The organism is Spirosoma litoris (genome assembly GCF_054776755.1).
Map to the genome: position 1 here is coordinate 87,086 of NZ_BAAHBI010000055.1, position 18,976 is coordinate 106,061.

General features: G+C 48.2%; 15 protein-coding genes. 10 read left to right on the plus strand and 5 right to left on the minus strand.

Annotation, left to right across the window (positions count from 1 at the left end; genetic code table 11):
• Positions 1-171 precede the first annotated feature (171 nt).
• From ACYVGR_RS28970 to ACYVGR_RS28980, 3 genes are all read right to left on the minus strand, one after another.
• Entirely contained in the window at positions 172-1,272 is a 1,101-nt protein-coding gene (locus tag ACYVGR_RS28970) for a LamG domain-containing protein (RefSeq protein WP_460963418.1), read from the minus strand.
• Between the two features lie 142 nt (positions 1,273-1,414).
• A complete protein-coding gene (locus ACYVGR_RS28975) occupies positions 1,415-2,053 on the minus strand; it encodes a family 16 glycoside hydrolase (protein WP_460963420.1) in 639 nt (212 codons plus the stop codon).
• A gap of 12 nt (positions 2,054-2,065) precedes the next feature.
• The gene (locus ACYVGR_RS28980; RefSeq protein WP_460963422.1) at positions 2,066-2,905 is read right to left on the minus strand and encodes an alpha/beta fold hydrolase; all 840 of its coding nucleotides are present in this window, start codon (positions 2,903-2,905) and stop codon (positions 2,066-2,068) included.
• Positions 2,906-3,041: 136 nt separating this feature from the next.
• Between ACYVGR_RS28980 and ACYVGR_RS28985 the strand changes: the two genes are divergently transcribed.
• From ACYVGR_RS28985 to ACYVGR_RS28995, 3 genes are all read left to right on the plus strand, one after another.
• A complete protein-coding gene (locus ACYVGR_RS28985) occupies positions 3,042-4,382 on the plus strand; it encodes a hypothetical protein (RefSeq protein ID WP_460963424.1) in 1,341 nt (446 codons plus the stop codon).
• Positions 4,383-4,414: 32 nt separating this feature from the next.
• A complete protein-coding gene (locus ACYVGR_RS28990; protein WP_460963426.1) occupies positions 4,415-5,389 on the plus strand; it encodes an NADPH:quinone oxidoreductase family protein in 975 nt (324 codons plus the stop codon).
• Positions 5,390-5,610: 221 nt separating this feature from the next.
• Positions 5,611-6,690 carry a DUF4421 family protein gene (locus tag ACYVGR_RS28995; RefSeq protein ID WP_460963428.1) on the plus strand — a complete coding sequence of 360 codons (1,080 nt, stop codon included), beginning with the start codon at positions 5,611-5,613 and terminating at the stop codon, positions 6,688-6,690.
• 60 nt (positions 6,691-6,750) lie between these two features.
• Here ACYVGR_RS28995 and ACYVGR_RS29000 read toward each other — a convergent pair whose 3' ends face one another.
• Positions 6,751-8,484 carry a T9SS type A sorting domain-containing protein gene (locus ACYVGR_RS29000; RefSeq protein ID WP_460963430.1) on the minus strand — a complete coding sequence of 578 codons (1,734 nt, stop codon included), beginning with the start codon at positions 8,482-8,484 and terminating at the stop codon, positions 6,751-6,753.
• 618 nt (positions 8,485-9,102) lie between these two features.
• Here ACYVGR_RS29000 and ACYVGR_RS29005 point away from each other — a divergent pair.
• The 3 genes from ACYVGR_RS29005 to ACYVGR_RS29015 all read left to right on the plus strand — a co-directional run bounded on the left by ACYVGR_RS29005 (position 9,103) and on the right by ACYVGR_RS29015 (position 11,327).
• The gene (locus ACYVGR_RS29005; RefSeq protein WP_460963432.1) at positions 9,103-9,591 is read left to right on the plus strand and encodes an HPP family protein; all 489 of its coding nucleotides are present in this window, start codon (positions 9,103-9,105) and stop codon (positions 9,589-9,591) included.
• On the plus strand, positions 9,507-10,223 hold the full coding sequence (locus tag ACYVGR_RS29010) for a Crp/Fnr family transcriptional regulator (RefSeq protein ID WP_460963434.1): 717 nt from the start codon (positions 9,507-9,509) through the stop codon (positions 10,221-10,223). Before ACYVGR_RS29005 ends, ACYVGR_RS29010 begins: the two co-directional genes overlap by 85 nt.
• Positions 10,224-10,574: 351 nt before the next feature.
• Positions 10,575-11,327 (plus strand): SDR family oxidoreductase, encoded by a 753-nt coding sequence (locus tag ACYVGR_RS29015; RefSeq protein WP_460963436.1) that lies wholly within the window; start codon positions 10,575-10,577, stop codon positions 11,325-11,327.
• A gap of 158 nt (positions 11,328-11,485) precedes the next feature.
• On the opposite strand, the gene ACYVGR_RS29020 is transcribed toward ACYVGR_RS29015, so the two are convergent.
• Positions 11,486-13,774: a GH92 family glycosyl hydrolase gene (locus ACYVGR_RS29020; protein WP_460963438.1), complete on the minus strand. Its 2,289-nt coding sequence runs from the start codon at positions 13,772-13,774 to the stop codon at positions 11,486-11,488.
• A 356-nt stretch (positions 13,775-14,130) separates the two neighbouring features.
• Here ACYVGR_RS29020 and ACYVGR_RS29025 point away from each other — a divergent pair, with 356 nt between their 5' ends.
• From ACYVGR_RS29025 to ACYVGR_RS29040, 4 genes are all read left to right on the plus strand, one after another.
• On the plus strand, positions 14,131-15,390 hold the full coding sequence (locus ACYVGR_RS29025) for an efflux RND transporter periplasmic adaptor subunit (protein WP_460963440.1): 1,260 nt from the start codon (positions 14,131-14,133) through the stop codon (positions 15,388-15,390).
• Between the two features lie 11 nt (positions 15,391-15,401).
• Positions 15,402-16,871, plus strand: a complete 1,470-nt coding sequence (locus ACYVGR_RS29030) for a TolC family protein (protein ID WP_460963442.1) — start codon at positions 15,402-15,404, stop codon at positions 16,869-16,871.
• A gap of 74 nt (positions 16,872-16,945) precedes the next feature.
• On the plus strand, positions 16,946-17,608 hold the full coding sequence (locus ACYVGR_RS29035) for an ABC transporter ATP-binding protein (RefSeq protein WP_460963444.1): 663 nt from the start codon (positions 16,946-16,948) through the stop codon (positions 17,606-17,608).
• A 90-nt stretch (positions 17,609-17,698) separates the two neighbouring features.
• Entirely contained in the window at positions 17,699-18,946 is a 1,248-nt protein-coding gene (locus ACYVGR_RS29040) for an ABC transporter permease (protein ID WP_460963446.1), read from the plus strand.
• Positions 18,947-18,976: the final 30 nt, after the last annotated feature.

Genomic DNA, 18,976 nt, shown 5'->3' on the forward strand with positions numbered 1-18,976 from the left:
GCAGATCATTGTCCGCTGATTTTCATGGTCGATATGATTGAATTATGCTTTCTTGGCTTACTATCAAAACTCATATCTAATCCCGATAATCATATGGGACGGTTCTATTAAGTAGAGATGAAACATTCCTGAAAACGTTGCATAAAAAGCAGAGAGTTATAAATCGCCACGTTACGGCTTGATTGTAAGCCCCGATTGATCGGCAATCAGGCCCTGAACGCCCCAGCCACCAAAATTTTCGGAGACCGCAATCCAGAGTTCGTTTGGCCCTTTCTTCAGGTCCAGAAAAATCGCATCATAATACCCAACAGTGCCCAGAAATCGGTAGTCGCGAGACAGAAATTCATCGTGACCGGCATACACCAACCGCTCGTTAACGTATACATTGACACGGTCACTGAAACCAAGGTCCAGCTTCTTGATCTGCGATTTATCCGATATGATTGTCAGTTTGACAAAGACTGTATTGGCTTCCTCGCTGCGTTTGCGAATTCTGGATACATTCAGTTTGCCCGAGTTTTCGGCGGTTAAGTCGCTCCACGTCAGGCGGCTGGCTAGTGCTTTAGGAAGGATATAATTGGCTTGTAGCAGCTTTTCGTCGAACGTGCTGGAGACCTGCCAGTTCAGGAGTGTACCTGGTTGCGGAGCGGCTTCAGGTTTGAATTTACCTACCATCGGTGGATTATCGGTTTTGGTATACTGAAAATTGGCAAACCGAGTCGTAACTGGCGCTCCGTTTTCGAGGCTGATCCGTCCGGCTTTTGGCTCACGTTTTAGTTGATGAATCACCAGCGAGGGTTCCGTCGATTGGCCAATGTAGACTTCTGCCTGACTCCCCCGAACAACCAGTTTAATGTGGACCCATTCATTCATAGGGTAGTTTACGGTTGTCGAATAGCCGTCGCCATAATAAAATTGCCAGGAATCCTGCCCATGAAAAACCGGGATGTATTGGATCGCATCGGGATTGCCTACCCGGTGAGGCCGAAGATATATGTGTTCGAACTCATCTTTGTCCTGTATGCGAAATCCGAATCCGGGGAAGTCACGATCAGGTGATAGCGTGATATCGAACTCAATAATCCCATTTTTAAATGTGTTGTCTTTCAGCGTAATCCGCCCATCCGTTAGCCGAATGCCGTCTTTACCCTGAAACGTCTCTTTCGTGACTTTGCCTTCATACGTCCAGTAAGCCGGATCAAATGGAACAGTGGTTTGGGCAATTGACTGACTGATAGTGAGTATCAATAAAGAAATTAGCAAGGCTTTCATTGTTAATTAATAGTCGATTAGCTGTTTTTTATGAATGAGTGTGGTGTCGGTTTTCGAAACCGACACAGTGAGGTTTCTCAAAACCTACTCTTTTCGTGGTGTCAGATGTTCACATCTGACACCACGAAAAGAGTAGGTTTATTTACTTAGCGCGGGTTACCTTAAAGTTGGCGAAATACCCTTCTGGGGTGTTACCCAACCAAAGACCCACCGACCCTTTTGAACTGCCCCGAGCCAGATTTTTGATTTGATACACTTGTTTACCGTCGACAAAAACGGTAGCCATTGGCCCTTTCACATCGACTTTGACGTGAAACCATTGCTGTGGTTTACAGATAGGAGCGCCCTGATAAACAGCAGCCTGATAGTCGGGCCAGTTGACAAGGCCGTTGTTGATGGGCATGTACTGCATCGCTCCCGACTGTCCCGACATGAACGGTCGGAAGTAAAAACACTCGTAACGCGGTTCATTGCCGACTTTGTTAAAGTGAAAAAGCAAACCCAGAAAGGAAATCGTCGACTTCGGCAGGGGAGTTGCAATGTCAAGCTCGATGCTTCCATCCGAAAATGTATAGTCATTGAGATAAGCGATGAAAGCTCCTGTAGCGGTCTCTTTCTCGCGAATGAGTTTGATGGCGGGTTTGCCCAGGTAATTTTCTCGGGTGTATTTACTACTAAAGGTCCATTGTTTGGGCGAAAAGTCGCCGTAATTCTCGACCGACTGGGCAATAGATTTCAGCGTGATCAAGCTGATAACTGACGTAAATAACAGGGTTTTCATGCGTAACAGGGTTTATTTGATAAAGGGAACGATGGGTTCCCAAACCGCCGGGAAGTTGCAGTAGAGGATAACATGCCCACAACCGGGAATTATGGACAGCGTGCCATGCTGAAACAAACGAGCCGTTTCGACAACTTTTTCGGTTTTGAAATACGGGTCTTTATCGCCCGCCATGACCAGAACTGGGCAGTTGACTTGCCGCAATGCGTCGTCCGTTATGAATGTGGGTTGATTCCACAAAACATCCAGTTTGTCCAGAAATTCGCTCCATCGCTCCGGGTTGGGCATAATTGCTTTTCTACCTTTTACGAAGTCGGGCGCCATTTTGTCGAGCCGATCAGCCGTCATTTTTCCTTCTGCCTCGTTGCTCAACACCCGATCAGTAGGGCGTCGGGGTGAGCCAATCGCGATGAATTTTCGAACCAGCTCTGGATGGGTAGCGGTAAGGTTATAACCCGTTATGCCGCCGTCGCTGAATCCAAGTACGAGCACGCTATCTTGGGTAATACTTCTAATGACGGCATACGCATCGTTGGCGAGCTGCTGATACGAAAAGACCTTAGTCCCAATCTCCGATTTGCCATGTCCCCGTGTACCGATGGCAATAACCTGGTGCGTTTGGGCTAGTTTTGGAATTAAAAATTCGTATTCATCGATATACCCGAACAACCCGCCATGCAGGAGCACAATGGGTTTACCTTTTCCGTAAAGCTCATAGTAGATTTTAGCATCGCCGACGTTGTAGTAATGGCCGGCCAGCGGATTGTTGCCATAAGGAACGTTGGATTGTGCATGAACGAAATGAGTCAGAATCAGGAGTAAAAAAGCTGGAATGGCTGACCGTTTTTTCATCGTTTGTTTGAGTACATTTGGTTGATCGATCGCGAACGGAAACAAACTTGCGAAGTCGATCAAACAAGCACTATTCAACCGTGTTCAACTTCTGTTCAAGTTTATACAAGCAGCTAACTGGCTGACGGATAGGTTTATGATTGCTCAACAGGAAGATAAAGAACTCGCCCGCTGTCGTCGGTTAATTGAAGAAAAAGTAGGCTGGGGGAGAAGCGATAACTGGTCGACTCAGGACTTTGAGCGATTGGGTGAACTGATTGCCGATGAAACGGGGATCTCGCTGAGCGTGACGACTCTCAAGCGGGTATGGGGGCGTGTTCGGTACGATTCGGCACCCACTGCCACGACCCTTAATGCGCTGGTTCAGTTTATCAACTATGAGAGTTGGTCGCGTTTTAAAGACGTTTCGATCCATGACGCGCCACAGGATGCACAGGTATTTCAGTCGCCTGTTAGCCTGACCGAACATACTGACGAACGTGTAATGCCAATAGCTAAATCAGCAGATAAAACACGTCGTTTATCAGGTAAAGGGTGGTGGATTGGCGCTGGATTGCTTGTTGGTTTACCGGGCGTTCTCGCGTTTTTTCTAAATAATACTACTCCTAAACCACTCTCCCCCAAAGACTTTTCATTCAGTAGTCAACCAGTGACGAAAGGGCTTCCCAATTCGGTCGTTTTTCATTACGATGCCACTGCTTCGCCCACCGATTCGGTATTTATTCAGCAATCGTGGGACCCTCGTCGGCGCGATCTGGTGCCGAAAAATGGTCATGAATACACGTCTATTTATTACGCACCCGGCTACTATCGGGCCAAGTTGGTGATCGGGAAGCAGATCGTTCAGCAGCATAATCTGTTGATTCCATCGGATGGCTGGCACGTGGCCGTTTTGTGGACACCGGTTCCGATCTATTTTAAACCCGATGACGTGACTCGAAAAGGAGTCTTGGGTTTGTCGGTTGAGGATATGAAAAAACGTAATATTCCGGTGCAACCCCAGCCTCCAACGGTACTCTATCGATATGTGCGAGAATTTGAGCAGCTTAATGCCAAAAATTTTGTATTCGAGACGCGGGTCAGAAATGATTTTGAAAAAGGCTCCTCGGCTTGTCAGTATATTCGGATAATGGTTCTGTGTAAGAACCAATATTTCTCGATTCCATTGTCGGCAAAAGGCTGCATTGGCAATCTGAATCTGTACCTGGCTGGTCATGAGGCAGAAGCCAAAACGACCGATTTATCTAATTTCGGAGCTGATTTGTCGAAGTGGGTAGACGTTCGGTGTGAAGTCAGAAACAAACGTATACAGCTCTTTGTAGGTGGTAAAAAAGCCTATGAAGCCATAGCGCCCAATGCCTTTACCGATATTGTAGGCGTCAGCTACGAATTTGAAGGCACCGGCTCCGTTGATTATGTTCGTTTTAAACGACTGGACGGAACGACCGCCTTTGAGGATAATTTTGATTCGTTGTAATGGCGCGGACGTTCGCGCTATCGATAAACCATATGAAAGCCATTCTCTGCCGCTCCTACGGCCTGCCCGATACCCTTACGCTGGAAGACATACCTTCGCCAGTGCCTGGCCCCGGCGAAGTGTTGATCGAAACCAAAGCCTGTAGCCTGAATTTCCCAGATACTCTGACGATACGTAATATGTATCAGTTCAAGCCCCCGCTGCCGTTTTCGCCGGGGAGTGAGTCGTCGGGTATTGTGAAGCAGGTAGGCGAGGGTGTCAAACACGTCAAACCTGGCGATCGTGTTTTCACATTTGGCTCGCATGGTGGATTGGCCGAAGAACGCCTTTCCGACGCCCGAACTACTATTCCGTTGCCGGATGGTATGGATTTCATTACCGGCGCATCGACCATGTATGCTTATGGAACATCGTATCACGCGCTGAAAGATCGTGGGCAACTTCAACCCGTCGAGACGCTTTTAGTGTTGGGCGCTGCCGGGGGCGTAGGGTTGGCTGCGGTAGAATTAGGGGCGCTGCTGGGGGCCACGGTTATCGCGGCAGCGTCGTCCGATGAAAAACTGGCAGTCTGCAAAGAGAAAGGAGCGACCTACATGATTAACTACACCAAAGAAGACCTTCGCGAACGGATTAAAGACATCACGCAGGGAAAAGGCGTCGATGTGATTTACGATCCTGTGGGCGACAAGTGGGCTGAACCCGCCATCCGGTCATTGGCCTGGCGTGGACGGTATTTGGTTGTCGGTTTTGCAGGTGGTGAAATTCCCCGGATTCCCCTGAATCTGGCTTTGCTGAAAGGAAGCTCGTTGGTGGGGGTTTTCTGGGGTATGTTTACGCAGAAAGAGGCCGCTTTGAGTCGTCAAAACATGCAGGACATCGCCACCTGGGCCATGGAGGGCAAAATCTCGCCGTATATATCTCGTCACTATTCATTGGCCGAAGCTCCGCAGGCACTGGCTGATATGATGGAACGAAAGGTGATTGGCAAAGCCGTTGTTGTCCTCTAAAACATTCTCTGGTTAGCTCATGTTGAATAGGACGCTGATTTTTATGATCCATATGATTTAATCGCTTCGCGTTTTTTGTCATTCCGACGCCAGGAGGAATCTCAAGTTCCGTATTAATCAAGCTTGACCGGGCAGCCGGAGCGGATTCCTCCTGGCGTCGGAATGACAAAAAAATAACTAATCATTAAAATCAGCGGTCTAAAATGGTAAGATACTAACGCATGGGTAAAGTTTTACGGGGCAGCTGGCTACTGCTTATCCTGCTGATCGGGAGTCACTTCGATGGTTATGGGCAGGGGCTTAGCTTTCTGGGCATTCCGCTAGATACCCTACTGAAAACCAAGATACCCCGAGTTGATCGGAATTATATAACAACCTACTACAGACAACTTCATCTATATGGGGTCAGTGATCGACAGGATTACACCTTGCGAGTGGTTGGGTCGCCTACTACATTAGTTTATAGGCCCAATTTAGCCTGGACGCTTGGGCCTGGAATCAACTACAAATGGTTCGGAACGGAAATAACGGTTAAACTCCCCCTCTTCGGTTACAACAACGATCTGCGAGGAAAAACAAAGCCGTTTGGGCTAACCATCAACTTAAATAATCGGCGGTTCTGGTTATCGACCCAGTACCAGTTTTATCGGGGTTTTTATATCAGCAATCCCGACATCCTACAGTCGAACTGGTTTGATCATCATTCGTCCTACCCATATCGTGACGACCTTCGGAGTCAGACCGTTTCGAGTCGGTTATTGTATCAGGCTAACCCTCTTCAGCTGTCCACACCAGCCACGCTACTCCAGCGGGAAGAACAACGAAAAGGGGCAGGCTCCTGGAATATTGGAGCATCGCTTGTCTACCAACTTATTCGAGCCGACTCATCGGTAGTGCCCACTGCGCTGAAAGACGATTTTCGGCCGGAATCTCGTTTGTTAAACTTAAAATCGCTGACTGCTGGTATCGATTTGGGTTATAGCCAGACCGTCGTTTTTCGGAAACATTACTTTGTCAGCGCTACCGTACGACCGGGCTTGACGATTATGATCCAACAAACCAGTAACGAGCTAACGGGTATCGAAAGTCGAGTACAATTGGGATGGGAGGGAATCGCATCCGCAACCATTGGCTATAGTTCGAGCAGCTTTTATGGCGGTTTATACGGATCAACGATGTTGATGAATCGTACATTTTCATCGGGATTGATCAACACCAATATGGGCTATCTACGGCTGGTTTTTGGCAAGCGAATCCGCTATCAGCCCAAAGGTATAATCAAGCAGGTTCCGGGTTTGTAACCGTTCCGGCTTTGTTGCGATTAAATTGGATTTAGAGAGCCTATTATCCTGTTGTCGTTCTTATTTAACCAGTCGATACACCTGCCGAGTCGCTCCGTTCTGTAGTCGTAGCCAATAAGTACCCGAAGCACTGGAGGGCAAACTCAGCTCACTCAACACACCCGACTGCTCAACCGAGTGAATAATTTTGCCACTAGCCTCGATGAGCTCATAGCGGTCGAAGGCCTGGGGTGGCTCTAGGCGTAGTACGCCATTGGTGGGGACAGGGTTGGGAAACAGGACGGGAGTCTGGTCGTTGGAGCGAATGGCAATGAGGGCACTCAGGGTTTTGGTACCGTCGAAGTCGGTTTGCACAAATCGGTAATAGCTCAGTCCGGGCAGGGGAGCTGTATCCAGGAAGGAATAGGTCAGGGGCTGGTGAGCGTTACCGTCTGTGGCCTGGGAAGCGACTTCTCCGATGGCTTCGAGGCTGGTGGGGTTGTCTCCTCTGAGGATGGTGAATCCGGCATTGTCGATTTCCTGAGCGGTTTTCCATTCAAGCAGGTTGCCAAGTGGCGTATTTCTTCCATTGAAGTAGAGCAGGTTTACCGACATAGGGTTGTTGATTGGAGTGACTGTGGCAGACGCGGTAGCCGAGCAGGCTCCGGTAGTGGCAGTCACGGAGTAGGTGCCAGGGGCCGTGGTGGAGATGATAGAGGTGGTTTCTCCATTACTCCAGCTATAGGAGGTAGCACCTGCTGCTGCGGAAAGGGTGGCACTTTGTCCCTGGGTAATGGTGAGGCTTGGCATGGCCGTGATGGCAGTGGTCAGGTTGCTGGTCATCACCCGGTTACCACTGCCCGTGAGGGCCACAGCCACAAACTGGCAATTGGCATAGGTCACTGAATACCAGTCATTATTGGTGGCCGGGGCTTGACTGGTCCAGGTAATGCCATCAGGGGAGGTCATCACCCGGTTGCCACTGCCTGTATTGGCCACCGCTACAAATAGGCCATTGCCGTAGGTAACCGACTGCCAGCTATTATCGGTGGCCGAGGATCGACTGGTCCAGGTGATGCCATCAGTAGAGGTCATCACCCGATTGCCAGTACCCGAGCCGGCCACGGCCACAAATAAACCGTTGCCGTAGGTGACCCCATACCATTGATTATCGCTAGCTGAAGTTCGGCTAGTCCAGGTGATGCCATCGGGGGAGGTCATTACTCGGTTACCACTGCCCGTAATGGCCGTAGCCACAAACAGGCCATTGCCATAGGTGACCGATGTCCAGACATTACTGGCGGCTGAAGTTCGGCTGGTCCAGGTAATGCCATCGGGGGAGGTCATCACACTACCTTCACTCGCCACGGCCACAAATAAACCATTACCGTAGGTGAGTGAATTCCAGTGATTAGTGTTACCTGAAGTTTGGCTGGTCCAGGTAATGCCATCAGGCGAGGTCATCACACTACCATTGTAACCCACAGCCACAAATAAACCATTGCCGTAGGCGACTTCACTCCAGTTGCTATTGCTGGCTGCAGTTTGGCTGGTCCAGGTAATGCCATCAGGCGAGGTCATCACCTGGTTGCCACTGCCTGTAAAGGACACTGCTACAAACAGGCCATTGCCATAGGTCACCGATGACCATTGATTATTGTTGACTGAAGTTTGGCTAGTCCAGGTAGTGCCCTGGGCCAATGCCTGCTGGTGAAACAGGGCTAATAATAGTCCCAGCAGAAGAACCAGGGGGCGAAGTTGGCGGCTGGTGATAGGGCGATAGGCATTCATAGTTGGTAAATAGTGTTTAGACATAGATGTTGGTCGATTGGAGTTGGGAGTATATACCTCGATAGAATAAGCTCAAGAAACGTTTCGTACTGTCCAAGGCACCCTTCAGAGACGGCCTTTACTGCCATCTGATTTGAAATGTCAGTCCGGCTTATTTAAAATTTATTGATTATCTCATCATATTATAGAAATATGGATAGTAATTGAGATGTTCTTTGACGAGTAATGTATTAAATAGTCACGAGCATATATGTCCATAAAAGGATTACGTGTATCGCATTTGACCCACTTTAACGTACCGATCTGTGGTAGAAAGAGGATTTAGGGGAACTGGCAGACTAAAACTCTCCCGTTATAGACATTAGTTGTCATTTCATTTAACCCTAAAATCATTGAAGCCTACATAACTCGAACACTAAACCTGTAAGCGTCAGAACGGCCGAGCCGTCGTTGCAGCTGTAAGAAATCAACTTATCAAGCCGTATCAGCTAATGATTTGGCATAAAAATAGCTCTATGATCAAGTGTAGACTTAACTAATGAAGAAGTTACCCATTGTGGAATTTGGCTTGATTGGAACTGTGATTACCGCTATTTCGGGGACATTGTCTGAATTATTTATTGGGCCAAATGGTCATTTCTTATGCAGACCGCGATTCGCTGGGCGTTGTGTATCATAGGGATCGAAATCCTTTTTTTAGTGGCTTTTCGGGCTGGACTTTTGGCTATTGTTCCGCCTTTAGCCGCTTCCTGTATCTTATTGGCTGCCAATCCGCAGGGAATGTTTGCGCGGCCTGGAACTGTACTGACTGCCTATATAGTGGTGGGACACTTGGGGTTGATAAATAGTGTTTTTTGGGGTAATGATCTGTTTTGTCTGTTTGTGATGACGTTGCTTGTAGTCGGAATCATGGCAGCTGTTCCCTGTATTCATCCCCCAGCGGTGGCCTTGTTATTTCATTTGGCTAATTCTCCTCACCCTTTTCAGTCTTATTTAGTTACTTTGTGTCTGATGGTCGGCTTGTTAGCATTACACCTGGCTGGCCAATGGTTTATAAAGCAATTATTTCGAACAGCCCCAGCAATACCCAGACCACAGGTGGCTACAAACTTCTTCGAAACAGTAAGGTAAACGAAACGTTACGTTTCAGTATGGATAATCAAGCTCCCATAGAGGGCAATAATACTGCCCTGTTTAATCCGCTATTCAATTACCTGCGTCTGTTTAGGGCTATTCCATTGGCCGATGCCGAGGTGATTCAACAGGAGTTGGGGTATCGCAGCGTAGCGGAAGGAGATTATCTGCTTAAAGAGGGAGCGGTGGCGACGAATCTGTTTTTTATTTGTGATGGCGTTGTTCGTATCGTCACTCAGAATGAACAGGGGCGTGAACTAACGCATTATTTCCTGAAAGAAAACCAACTGGTTACCATTCTCGATAGTTTTAACCGGGCTGTTCCGGCTAACGAAAGCATTCTGGCAGCTTGCCCCACTCAGGTGATTGTGCTGCCCAAACGCAGTTTATTGAGTCTCTACGAGCGCTTTCCTTATCTGAAAGAATTGATTGAAAAACTGACCCAGCAAACACTCCTCTACAAAATTCAAATCCGGAATGCCTATTTAGGTGAAGATGCCATGACGCGTTACCAACAGTTTTTGATTCGTCAGCCAGAGATTGCCTTACGGGTATCTTTGCAAAGTATTGCCTCCTATTTAGGAATCACGCAGCAATCGCTGAGCCGAATTAGGAGGAATAGTCTATAAAAATGGAAGCGGATAGGTTTGACTATAAATAATTCTTAATCGTGGGTAGGCTAAGGATAGTTTATGCTTATGATTAGCAAATAAATTTGTTTTCGTTTTGCTCAATTCAACAGAAATGGACATAATTGAAATACTCGCAAAGTGGCTCTTCTGGCTTTTTGAGGCAATAGGAGTAAATCTAATCCTAAAAAAAATTGCCGAAGCCTTTGACAAAAAGAAAGGGGACAATACCAATCTAGATAATAATTCACTTATTAGCCCCAAAAGCACGAACTGAGACACCATCCGTTTTTACCATTTGGTAAATGACAGCTTCGTTTGCTGACGGAACTTTGCTTCGTCAATAAGCAAATGAATCAAGTTATGAATCAGCAAACAGTAAACGGTGTTTTAGGCGGGAAACGAATCATTCTGCTCGGAGGAAGTTCAGGCATTGGATTGGCCACAGCCAAAGCCGCAGCCGCCGAAGGAGCAAAAGTCGTTATCGTTTCCAGTAATCAACAACGTATCGATCAGGCTCTTACCGAACTACCTACAGGTAGCGAAGGCTATCAGGTCGATTTAACGAACGAGAACCGGATAGCCAGTTTTTTCAATCAGATTGGTGAATTTGACCACTTGGTGTATACGGCCGGAGAAGGAATTAAGCTAAGTAACCTTGCAGATACACAGCTCGACGAGGCCCGAACGTACTTTAATATACGGTATTGGGGTGCCTTTCTGGCGGTCAAATACGGCTATCCGCATATGAGCCAGGCCGGTTCCATTGTGCTCACCAGCGGTATTGCTAGTCAACGACCCAATGCAGGCTGGTCGTTGGGAGCCAGCATCTGTGCGGCCATGGAAGGCTTCACGCGAGCAATGGCGATGGAGCTTGCCCCCGTGCGAGTGAATGCCGTTTCACCGGGAGTTGTGAAAACCAATCTTTGGGCGGGTATGTCAGAGGCCGACCGGGAGGGTATGTACTCCCAGATTGGCAATTCGCTGCCCGTTAAGCGCGTGGGTGAAGCCGAAGATATTGCACAAACCTATCTGTATTTATTGCGTCAGCCGTTCAGCACAGGCCAGATCATTACGGTCGATGGCGGAGCGGTGTTGGTTTAGGAAATAGTTTGACATTGACCTTTATTTTTTGTCATTCCGACGCCAGGAGGAATCTCGAAGTCGTGTATTAGTCAAGCTTGACCGGGTCGCCGGAGCGGATTCCTCCTGACGTCGGAATGACAAAAAATGAGTGGCAAATTTCAAAGAAAATAGCAGGTCTACTTTTTCGTAGGTCTGGCGCTCATGTAGAAAGTCAACTTACCGCCTTTCATAATATCCGAATGCGTAATGACGGGTTGCGTCAGTTCCTTGCCATTCAAAAGCACCTTTTGTACATACACATTTTTGTCGCCCTGATTAACCGTTTCTACCATAAATGTCTGACCGTTTTCAAGGTTCAGGCGGGCACTTTTAACCGAAGGACTCCCCAATGAGTACGCTTCTGAACCAGGCGCAACGGGATAAAATCCCATCGACGAAAACATGTACCAGGCACTCATCTGACCGCAGTCGTCGTTGCCGCCCAGCCCGTCGGGTGTCGATTTGTACTGCATGTTGAGGATCATACGAACACGCTCCTGGGTTTTCCAGGGCTGACCTGCCCAGTTGTACAGATAGGCAATATGGTGCGCCGGTTCGTTGCCGTGAATGTACCCACCAATGATTCCTTCGCGGGTAATGTCTTCGGTTTCGGCAAAAAACTCGTCGGGTAAATGCATCGAGAAAAGTGTATCGAGTCGGGCAGTAAATTTCTTGGGACCACCCATTGCCTGCATCAAAGCGACTGGATCTTGTGGGACGAAAAAGCTGAAATTCCAGGAGTTGCCTTCGATAAAGCCCTGACCTTCGGTTTTATACACGTCGAATTCTTTTTTGAACGACCCATCAGCCAACCGGGGACGCATGAACCCAATGGATGTATCATAGACGTTTTTCCAGTTTTCGGAGCGTTTCAGGTAGGTAGCATACACATCGGGTCGGTTCAGTTTCCTGGCGAGTTGGGCAATGCACCAGTCGTCGTATGCGTATTCCAGCGTGTTCGATACGGAGGTTCTATTGGATGTTGAGGGAATAAAACCTTTATCGATATAGTCGCCAATCCCTTCATAGTCACGATGATTGGAGGTGGCAATACAAGCGTCTAATGCTTTCTGAGCATCGCCTTTATAAACACCTTTAATGATAGCATCGGCCAGTACCGATACACTGTGATAGCCACTCATACACCAGTTATCGTTGGCGTAATGCGACCAGACGGGCAGCATTTTGAGCGTGCTCTGGTCATAGTGAGCCAGCATGGACTGCACCATGTCGTTATTGCGGCTGGGTTGAATCAGGTTGAAAAACGGATGGAGTGCCCGGTACGTGTCCCACAACGAAAACGTGGTGTAATTGGTGAAACCAGACGCCGAATGAACGCCCTGATCCAGTCCCTTGTATTGGCCATTGGCGTCCATATACATGGTTGGATTGATAAACGAGTGATACAGTGACGTATAGAAATTCACTTTATCCGTTTCCGACGCATCGATCTGGATTTTGTTTAATTCCTTATTCCAGTCGGCCTGAGCGCGTGCTTTGGTTTGCTCAAAGTCCCAGTGCGGAATTTCGGTTTGCATATTGGCCAGCGCATTCTCCTGACTGACCGGCGATAGTGCCATTTTTAGCTTTACTTTCTCGCCTTCGTTCGTATCGAAGTCGAAATACATCCTGATTTTCTTTCCCGCTAGTTCCGGGAAGTTTTTCGTCTGATCGAATTTGCGCCAGAACCCCTTGTAAACCTGTACTTTATCCAGATTCTGCTGGCCGTAGGATTTAAACGGTTTCGAGAATGACAGGGCAAAATAGACGGTTCGCGTGCGTGCCCAGCCGTTGGTTTGCCGATATCCCGTTATCAGTGTGTCATTGACAACCCGCACATACGTCCAGACAACTTTATCGTCGTAATTGTAAATACCATGTATTAAATCCAGGATAATATGCGACTGGTCGGATTTGGGAAACGTGTACTGATGAAACCCAACCCGGTTGGAGGCCGTCAACTCCGCGACAATCGCATGATCATCCAATTTGACTTTGTAATAACCCGCTTCGGCCACCTCGTTCGCGTGTGAAAAGGCTGACCGGTAGCCGCCTTTCGGATTCGACGCCACACCCGGATTGAGTTGTAAAGTTCCTTGCGTAGGCATGATCAGAAAGTCGCCCAGATCGGAATGGCCCGTACCACTGAAGTGCGTGTGGCTGAAGCCGACGATCGTTTTGTCTTCGTATTTATAGCCCGCACAATACCGGTAGACATCCCCATTGTACTTACCATTGTATTCATACGACAACGTATCCGAGTCTGGACTTAATTGAACCGATCCAAACGGTACTGTGGCACCCGGAAAGGTATGCCCCATTTTTTCAGTGCCAATCAACGGGTGGACATAGGGAACGAGGTGCTGCTGGGCGAGGGAAAGAAAAGTGAGAAATTGGAAGAGGATTGTAAAGCTAACTTTTGTCATTATTTGAGTGATTGGATTGTGTCACAGAGATACACGGAGTTTTTAGGATTTTAGAGAATGACGTACTTATTCCGTAAAGCTAAGAGCTAAAAACTACAAAAAGCATTGGTAAGGGCTTTTGGGCGTAACGGATTCGTGGCGTGTTTTTGTCATCCCGAAGAATGAGGGATCTCAAGTTACCCGATGCTTAAGATCCCTCATTCTTCGGGATGACAAAAATATACGTGCGATTTCACAATAAAGTGTGCGAAATCGCACACTTTTTATGTAATAATACTTGCTTAACTAATTGATAAATAATGGTTTATGTGCTGGCACGTTGTTTGGCCTTCTATCTGTGTCATACAATACAGAAAATGGATAAAGAACTTGCCCCAGAAATTGCCAATCGAGGCCGCAATCGAAACCTGCTCATCGGGGTAACGGTCGTTGTGGCCCTGGCACTGGTCATTCTCTGGACGAGGAATGCGCTAAAAACCTCTGTTGAAGGGGAGCGAATCCGAACCACAACCGCTGAAATTGGCCCAGTCGAAAACTCGTTAAATGCAACGGGCGAAGTTATTCCGGCTTACGAACAGATTTATACCAGCCCCATTCGGGCCAGTATTCGGCGCGTCCTGCTCATGCCCGGCACAGCTGTTAAACCCGGTCAGCCGATTCTGGATCTCGATAAGTCACTTACAGAAATTGAACTGGAAAAACTCAATGATCAACTGGCTCTGAAACGAAATGGTATCGACCAGCTACGTATGAAGTTGAACAAAAGCCTGTATGATGCCGAGGTGAACGATCAAATAAAACTACTGAACATCAATCGGCTGCGAGCTGATCTGGAAGGCGCAAAGCGATTGCAGAAAGTAGGAGGGAGCACAGGCGAAGATGTGACCCGCGCCGAAAATGCCCTCCATGTGGCCGAACTGGAAAAAAAGCAGTTGGAGAACGATCTGACCTACAACCGGCAGTCGATGGGAGCCAGCCTACGCGAAACAACGTTACAGGCGCAGATTGAAGAAAAGAACCTGAAAGAATTAACGCATAAACTGAAACAGGCCGACATTATTGCCGACCGGCCTGGCGTGCTGACATGGGTGAATGAGAACATCGGCTCAGCGGTCAACGAGGGCGAAATGCTGGCCAAGTTGGCCGATCTGGCCAGTTTTCGGGTCGAAGGTTCATGTTCGGATGTTTATGCTGATCAGGTTAAAGTCGGCCTTCCGGTTGCGATTAAAGTAAACGAGACCAATCTGCGCGGACTGATTACACAGGTAAAACCCGCCGTAAAAAACGGAATCGTGCAGTTTGTGATTCAACTGGATAATAGCCACCACGCGTCCCTTCGCCCGAATATGAAAGTAGAGGTGTTCGTCATCACCGACCGGGTGGCGAAGGCCGTCCGAGTAGCAAACGGGCCTGCATTCAAAGGGAAGCGAACGCAATACGTATATGTCTTGCCGAAAGGCAGTCAGGTTGCCCATCGTCGGGAGGTCACGCTGGGTCTATCCAACTTCGACTTTGTCGAAATAAAATCGGGCATTCAACCGGGTGAACAAATCATCCTGACCGATCTGAGTCAATACGAGCATCTGGAAGAAATCACCATCGAGCCCAAACACTAACCCAGACTGCTATGAACCGCTTTTACTTAATTATATTGGGTTTGCTCAGCGTAATCGGACAAGCGTTGGCACAAACCACCACCTTGAACGAGGTCTTGCAGCTAGCGCAGGCACAATCGGTGTCGGCGAAACGGGCCAATACCCAACAACGCACCAACATCTGGGCTTATCGCTCGTTTCTGGCTCAGTATAAACCGCAATTGAGTCTGGATGGATCGTTGCCCAACTTCACGCGCTCCTATGTGCAGGTCACTCAACCCGATGGGAACATTCAGTTTGAACCTGTATCCTATAATAACTCGATTCTGAATTTGTCGCTAAGCCAGACAATTGCCCCGACGGGTGGAACCATTTTTATCCAGAAACAACTCCAGCGATTCGATAACTTTATTCAGGATACAAAACTCTATAATGGGATTCCGTTTGGAATTGGCTTATCGCAACCGCTGTTCCAGTTCAACCCTATGCGGTGGGATCGGAAAATTCAGCCGCTCTTGTATGCCGAAGGGAATCAGCAATTGATCGAATCGCTGGAGCAAGTGTCGCTGACGGCCACGAACTTGTATTTCGACCTATTGGTGTCGCAGGTAAATTTGCAGATTGCCGAAACCAACCGTGTCAATAATGACACGCTTTACCGAATCGCCCTACATAAATTAGACTTGGGCAAGATTTCGCAGAACGACCTGTTACAATTGCAACTGAGCGTGCTCAATGCTGAAAAAGATCTGGCATCGGCGCGACAAACGGCAGCAGTGGCTTCACTCAAACTGAAAACGTTTATAGGCTACCGAAATGAAGAAAACGACCGATCGGTTCTGGCGCAGACACGACCGCTTGAGTTGGCTATTCCCAACCAGATTCCTGACTTGACAGTCGATGTAAATCGGGCGATCAGCGAAGCCACGGCCAATCGGGCGGCAGCGATTGCGTTCAAACGGCGGTTGATGGAGGCCGAACGGGATCTGGAAAAAGCCCGAAAAAACAACGGTCTGAACGCGACACTAACGGCTGGATATGGACTATCCAATCAAGGGCCAAACCTGGGCGATATTTACGTGAAACCGCAGAACCGCGAATATGTCTCGCTCCAGTTCACATTGCCGATTATGACCTGGGGCCGGACGCAGGCGATTGTCGAAACGGCGAAAGCGAACCGGGAACTGGCCCAGCAAACCGTCGAGCAGGATAAGCTAACCTTCGAACAGGAAATTTTTACGCAGGTAACGCTCTTGCAAATGCTCCGCCAGCAGGTGACACTCACGGCTAAAGCTGACAAGATTGGCCAGGACCGCTATCAGATTGCACAGGATCGCTTCAAGCTAAGTGATCTCAGTGTGACCGACTTAGGCATTGCCACTCAGGAAAAAGACCGCGCCCGTCGCGACGCTATCCTGGCCTTACGTGACTATTGGCAGGCGTATTACACCCTTCGCTTATTGACCCTGTATGATTTTGAAACAAACCAGAAACTAAAATAACACCGGGCGGGGTGCATAGAGCAGGGTATTTTCCGCGCTCCATGCCCCATGCTCCTCGCTCAAAAACAAAAACTATGATCTCTCTCCAAAACATCGAAAAAGTTTATCGAACCAGCACCATCGAAACGCTGGCGCTGAACAACATCAACCTGGATATTAAGAAAGGGGAGTTCGTCTCCATTATGGGGCCGTCGGGTTGCGGCAAGAGTACGCTGCTCAATGTTATGGGGCTGCTCGACGAACCTTCCAAAGGCACGGTACAACTGGATGGGCAACCGGTAACGACGTACACGGATAAGGAACTGGCCCGGCTGCGAAACCAGAAGATTGGGTTCATTTTTCAAAGCTTTCACCTCATCAACGACCTGTCGGTGATTGACAATGTGGAGATTCCCTTGCTGTATCGTTCCACCAATGGCAAACCGCGTCAGGAGTACGCCAAAGAAGCGTTGGTAAAGGTGGGCCTGAGTAACCGTATGAAACACTTCCCGAAGCAGTTATCGGGTGGGCAGAAACAACGGGTAGCTATTGCCCGCGCCATCGTGGGCAACCCCGACATTATTCTGGCCGATGAGCCAACGGGTAACCTCGACAGCGCGATGGGCAACGAAATCATGAACATTCTGCAACAACTCAACGACGACGGTGCCACTATCGTGATGGTTACCCACGACGAACAAATGGCCAAACGCACCCACCGACTGGTGAGGTTGTTCGACGGAACGCAGGTTTTATAAAGAGTGAAAGAATGAATGAGTGAAAGAGCGAAAGTTATGCGCCAACCACTCATTCACTCTTTCGCCCATTCACTCATTCGCTCTTTAATTATGTTAGCCAACTACATCAAAATTGCCTGGAAGGTGTTGCTGCGGCATCCGTTCTACACCTTCATTACACTCTTCGGCATTAGCCTCACCCTGACTGTGTTGATGGTGCTGACCTCGTTTCTGGATCACCTGATTGGGAGTCATTATCCTGAAACGAAGCGGGATCGATCGCTCTACATCATGACCATGGAGCAACGGGATTCAAGTATGACATCCCGCAGTTCGGGACCTATGAGTTTTAAGTTTCTGACGGAACATGCCAAATCGCTGAAAACGCCGGAGCGGGTTGCCATCAGTACGTTGATCAATAGTTCGAACGCCTATGTAGGCTCGCAGAAAATCAAACTCAATACCAAATTTACCGATGCCGATTTCTGGCGAGTCGCCGACTTTGAGTTTCTGGAAGGTAAGCCTTACAATGAACAGAATATGGCCAATGGCGACAACGTGGCTGTTATTACCGATGATTTTAAAAAGCACTATTTTGGCAATGTTACCGACCTTGTTGTTGGCAAGACTGTTGAAATTGAAAACATTCATTACAAGATAATTGGCGTCGTAAAGGCCAGCCCCGTTACTCGCCCGTTTACCTATGCCGATGTTTTCTTCCCATATACATCTCCCAAAAGCAATTACCAGAACACCAGTATGCGGGGTGGCTATGTGGCAATGATATTGGCTAAGGATAAATCGGATTTTAAAGCCATTCAGGATGAATTTCAGGGGCATATCAATCGTATCCCGTTGCCCGGTATTCAGGATGGTTTTAAGTATGCCACATTGAATGTGAAAAGTGAACCCTATTTACAGAATTTTCTGGGTAGTATTCTGGATGGTAATCCGGGTGTAAAGGCCATCTTTTTTGGGGTAATTGGGTTTGTCCTGTTTATGCTGATGGGGCTTCCGGCCATCAATCTGGTAAACATCAATGTCAGTCGCATCATGGAAAGAGCCTCCGAAATCGGCATCCGAAAAGCGTTTGGAGCGCCTGTGAAAACCCTGGTCTGGCAGTTTATCGTTGAGAATATTTTCATTACATTCATTGGTGGGGCCATCGCGTTAGTCCTGACGCTGATTGTCATTCATCTGATCAACACCAGTGGCATGATCGCCTATGCCGACCTGACCATCAACCTGAGCGTGTTCCTGATTAGCCTGCTGGTATGCCTGATTTTCGGGCTTTTATCGGGTGTACTACCCGCCCTCCGCATGTCAAAACTAACCATTGCTGAAGCGCTCAAATCCTAAAGAGTGAAAGAGTGAATGAGTGAAAGAGCG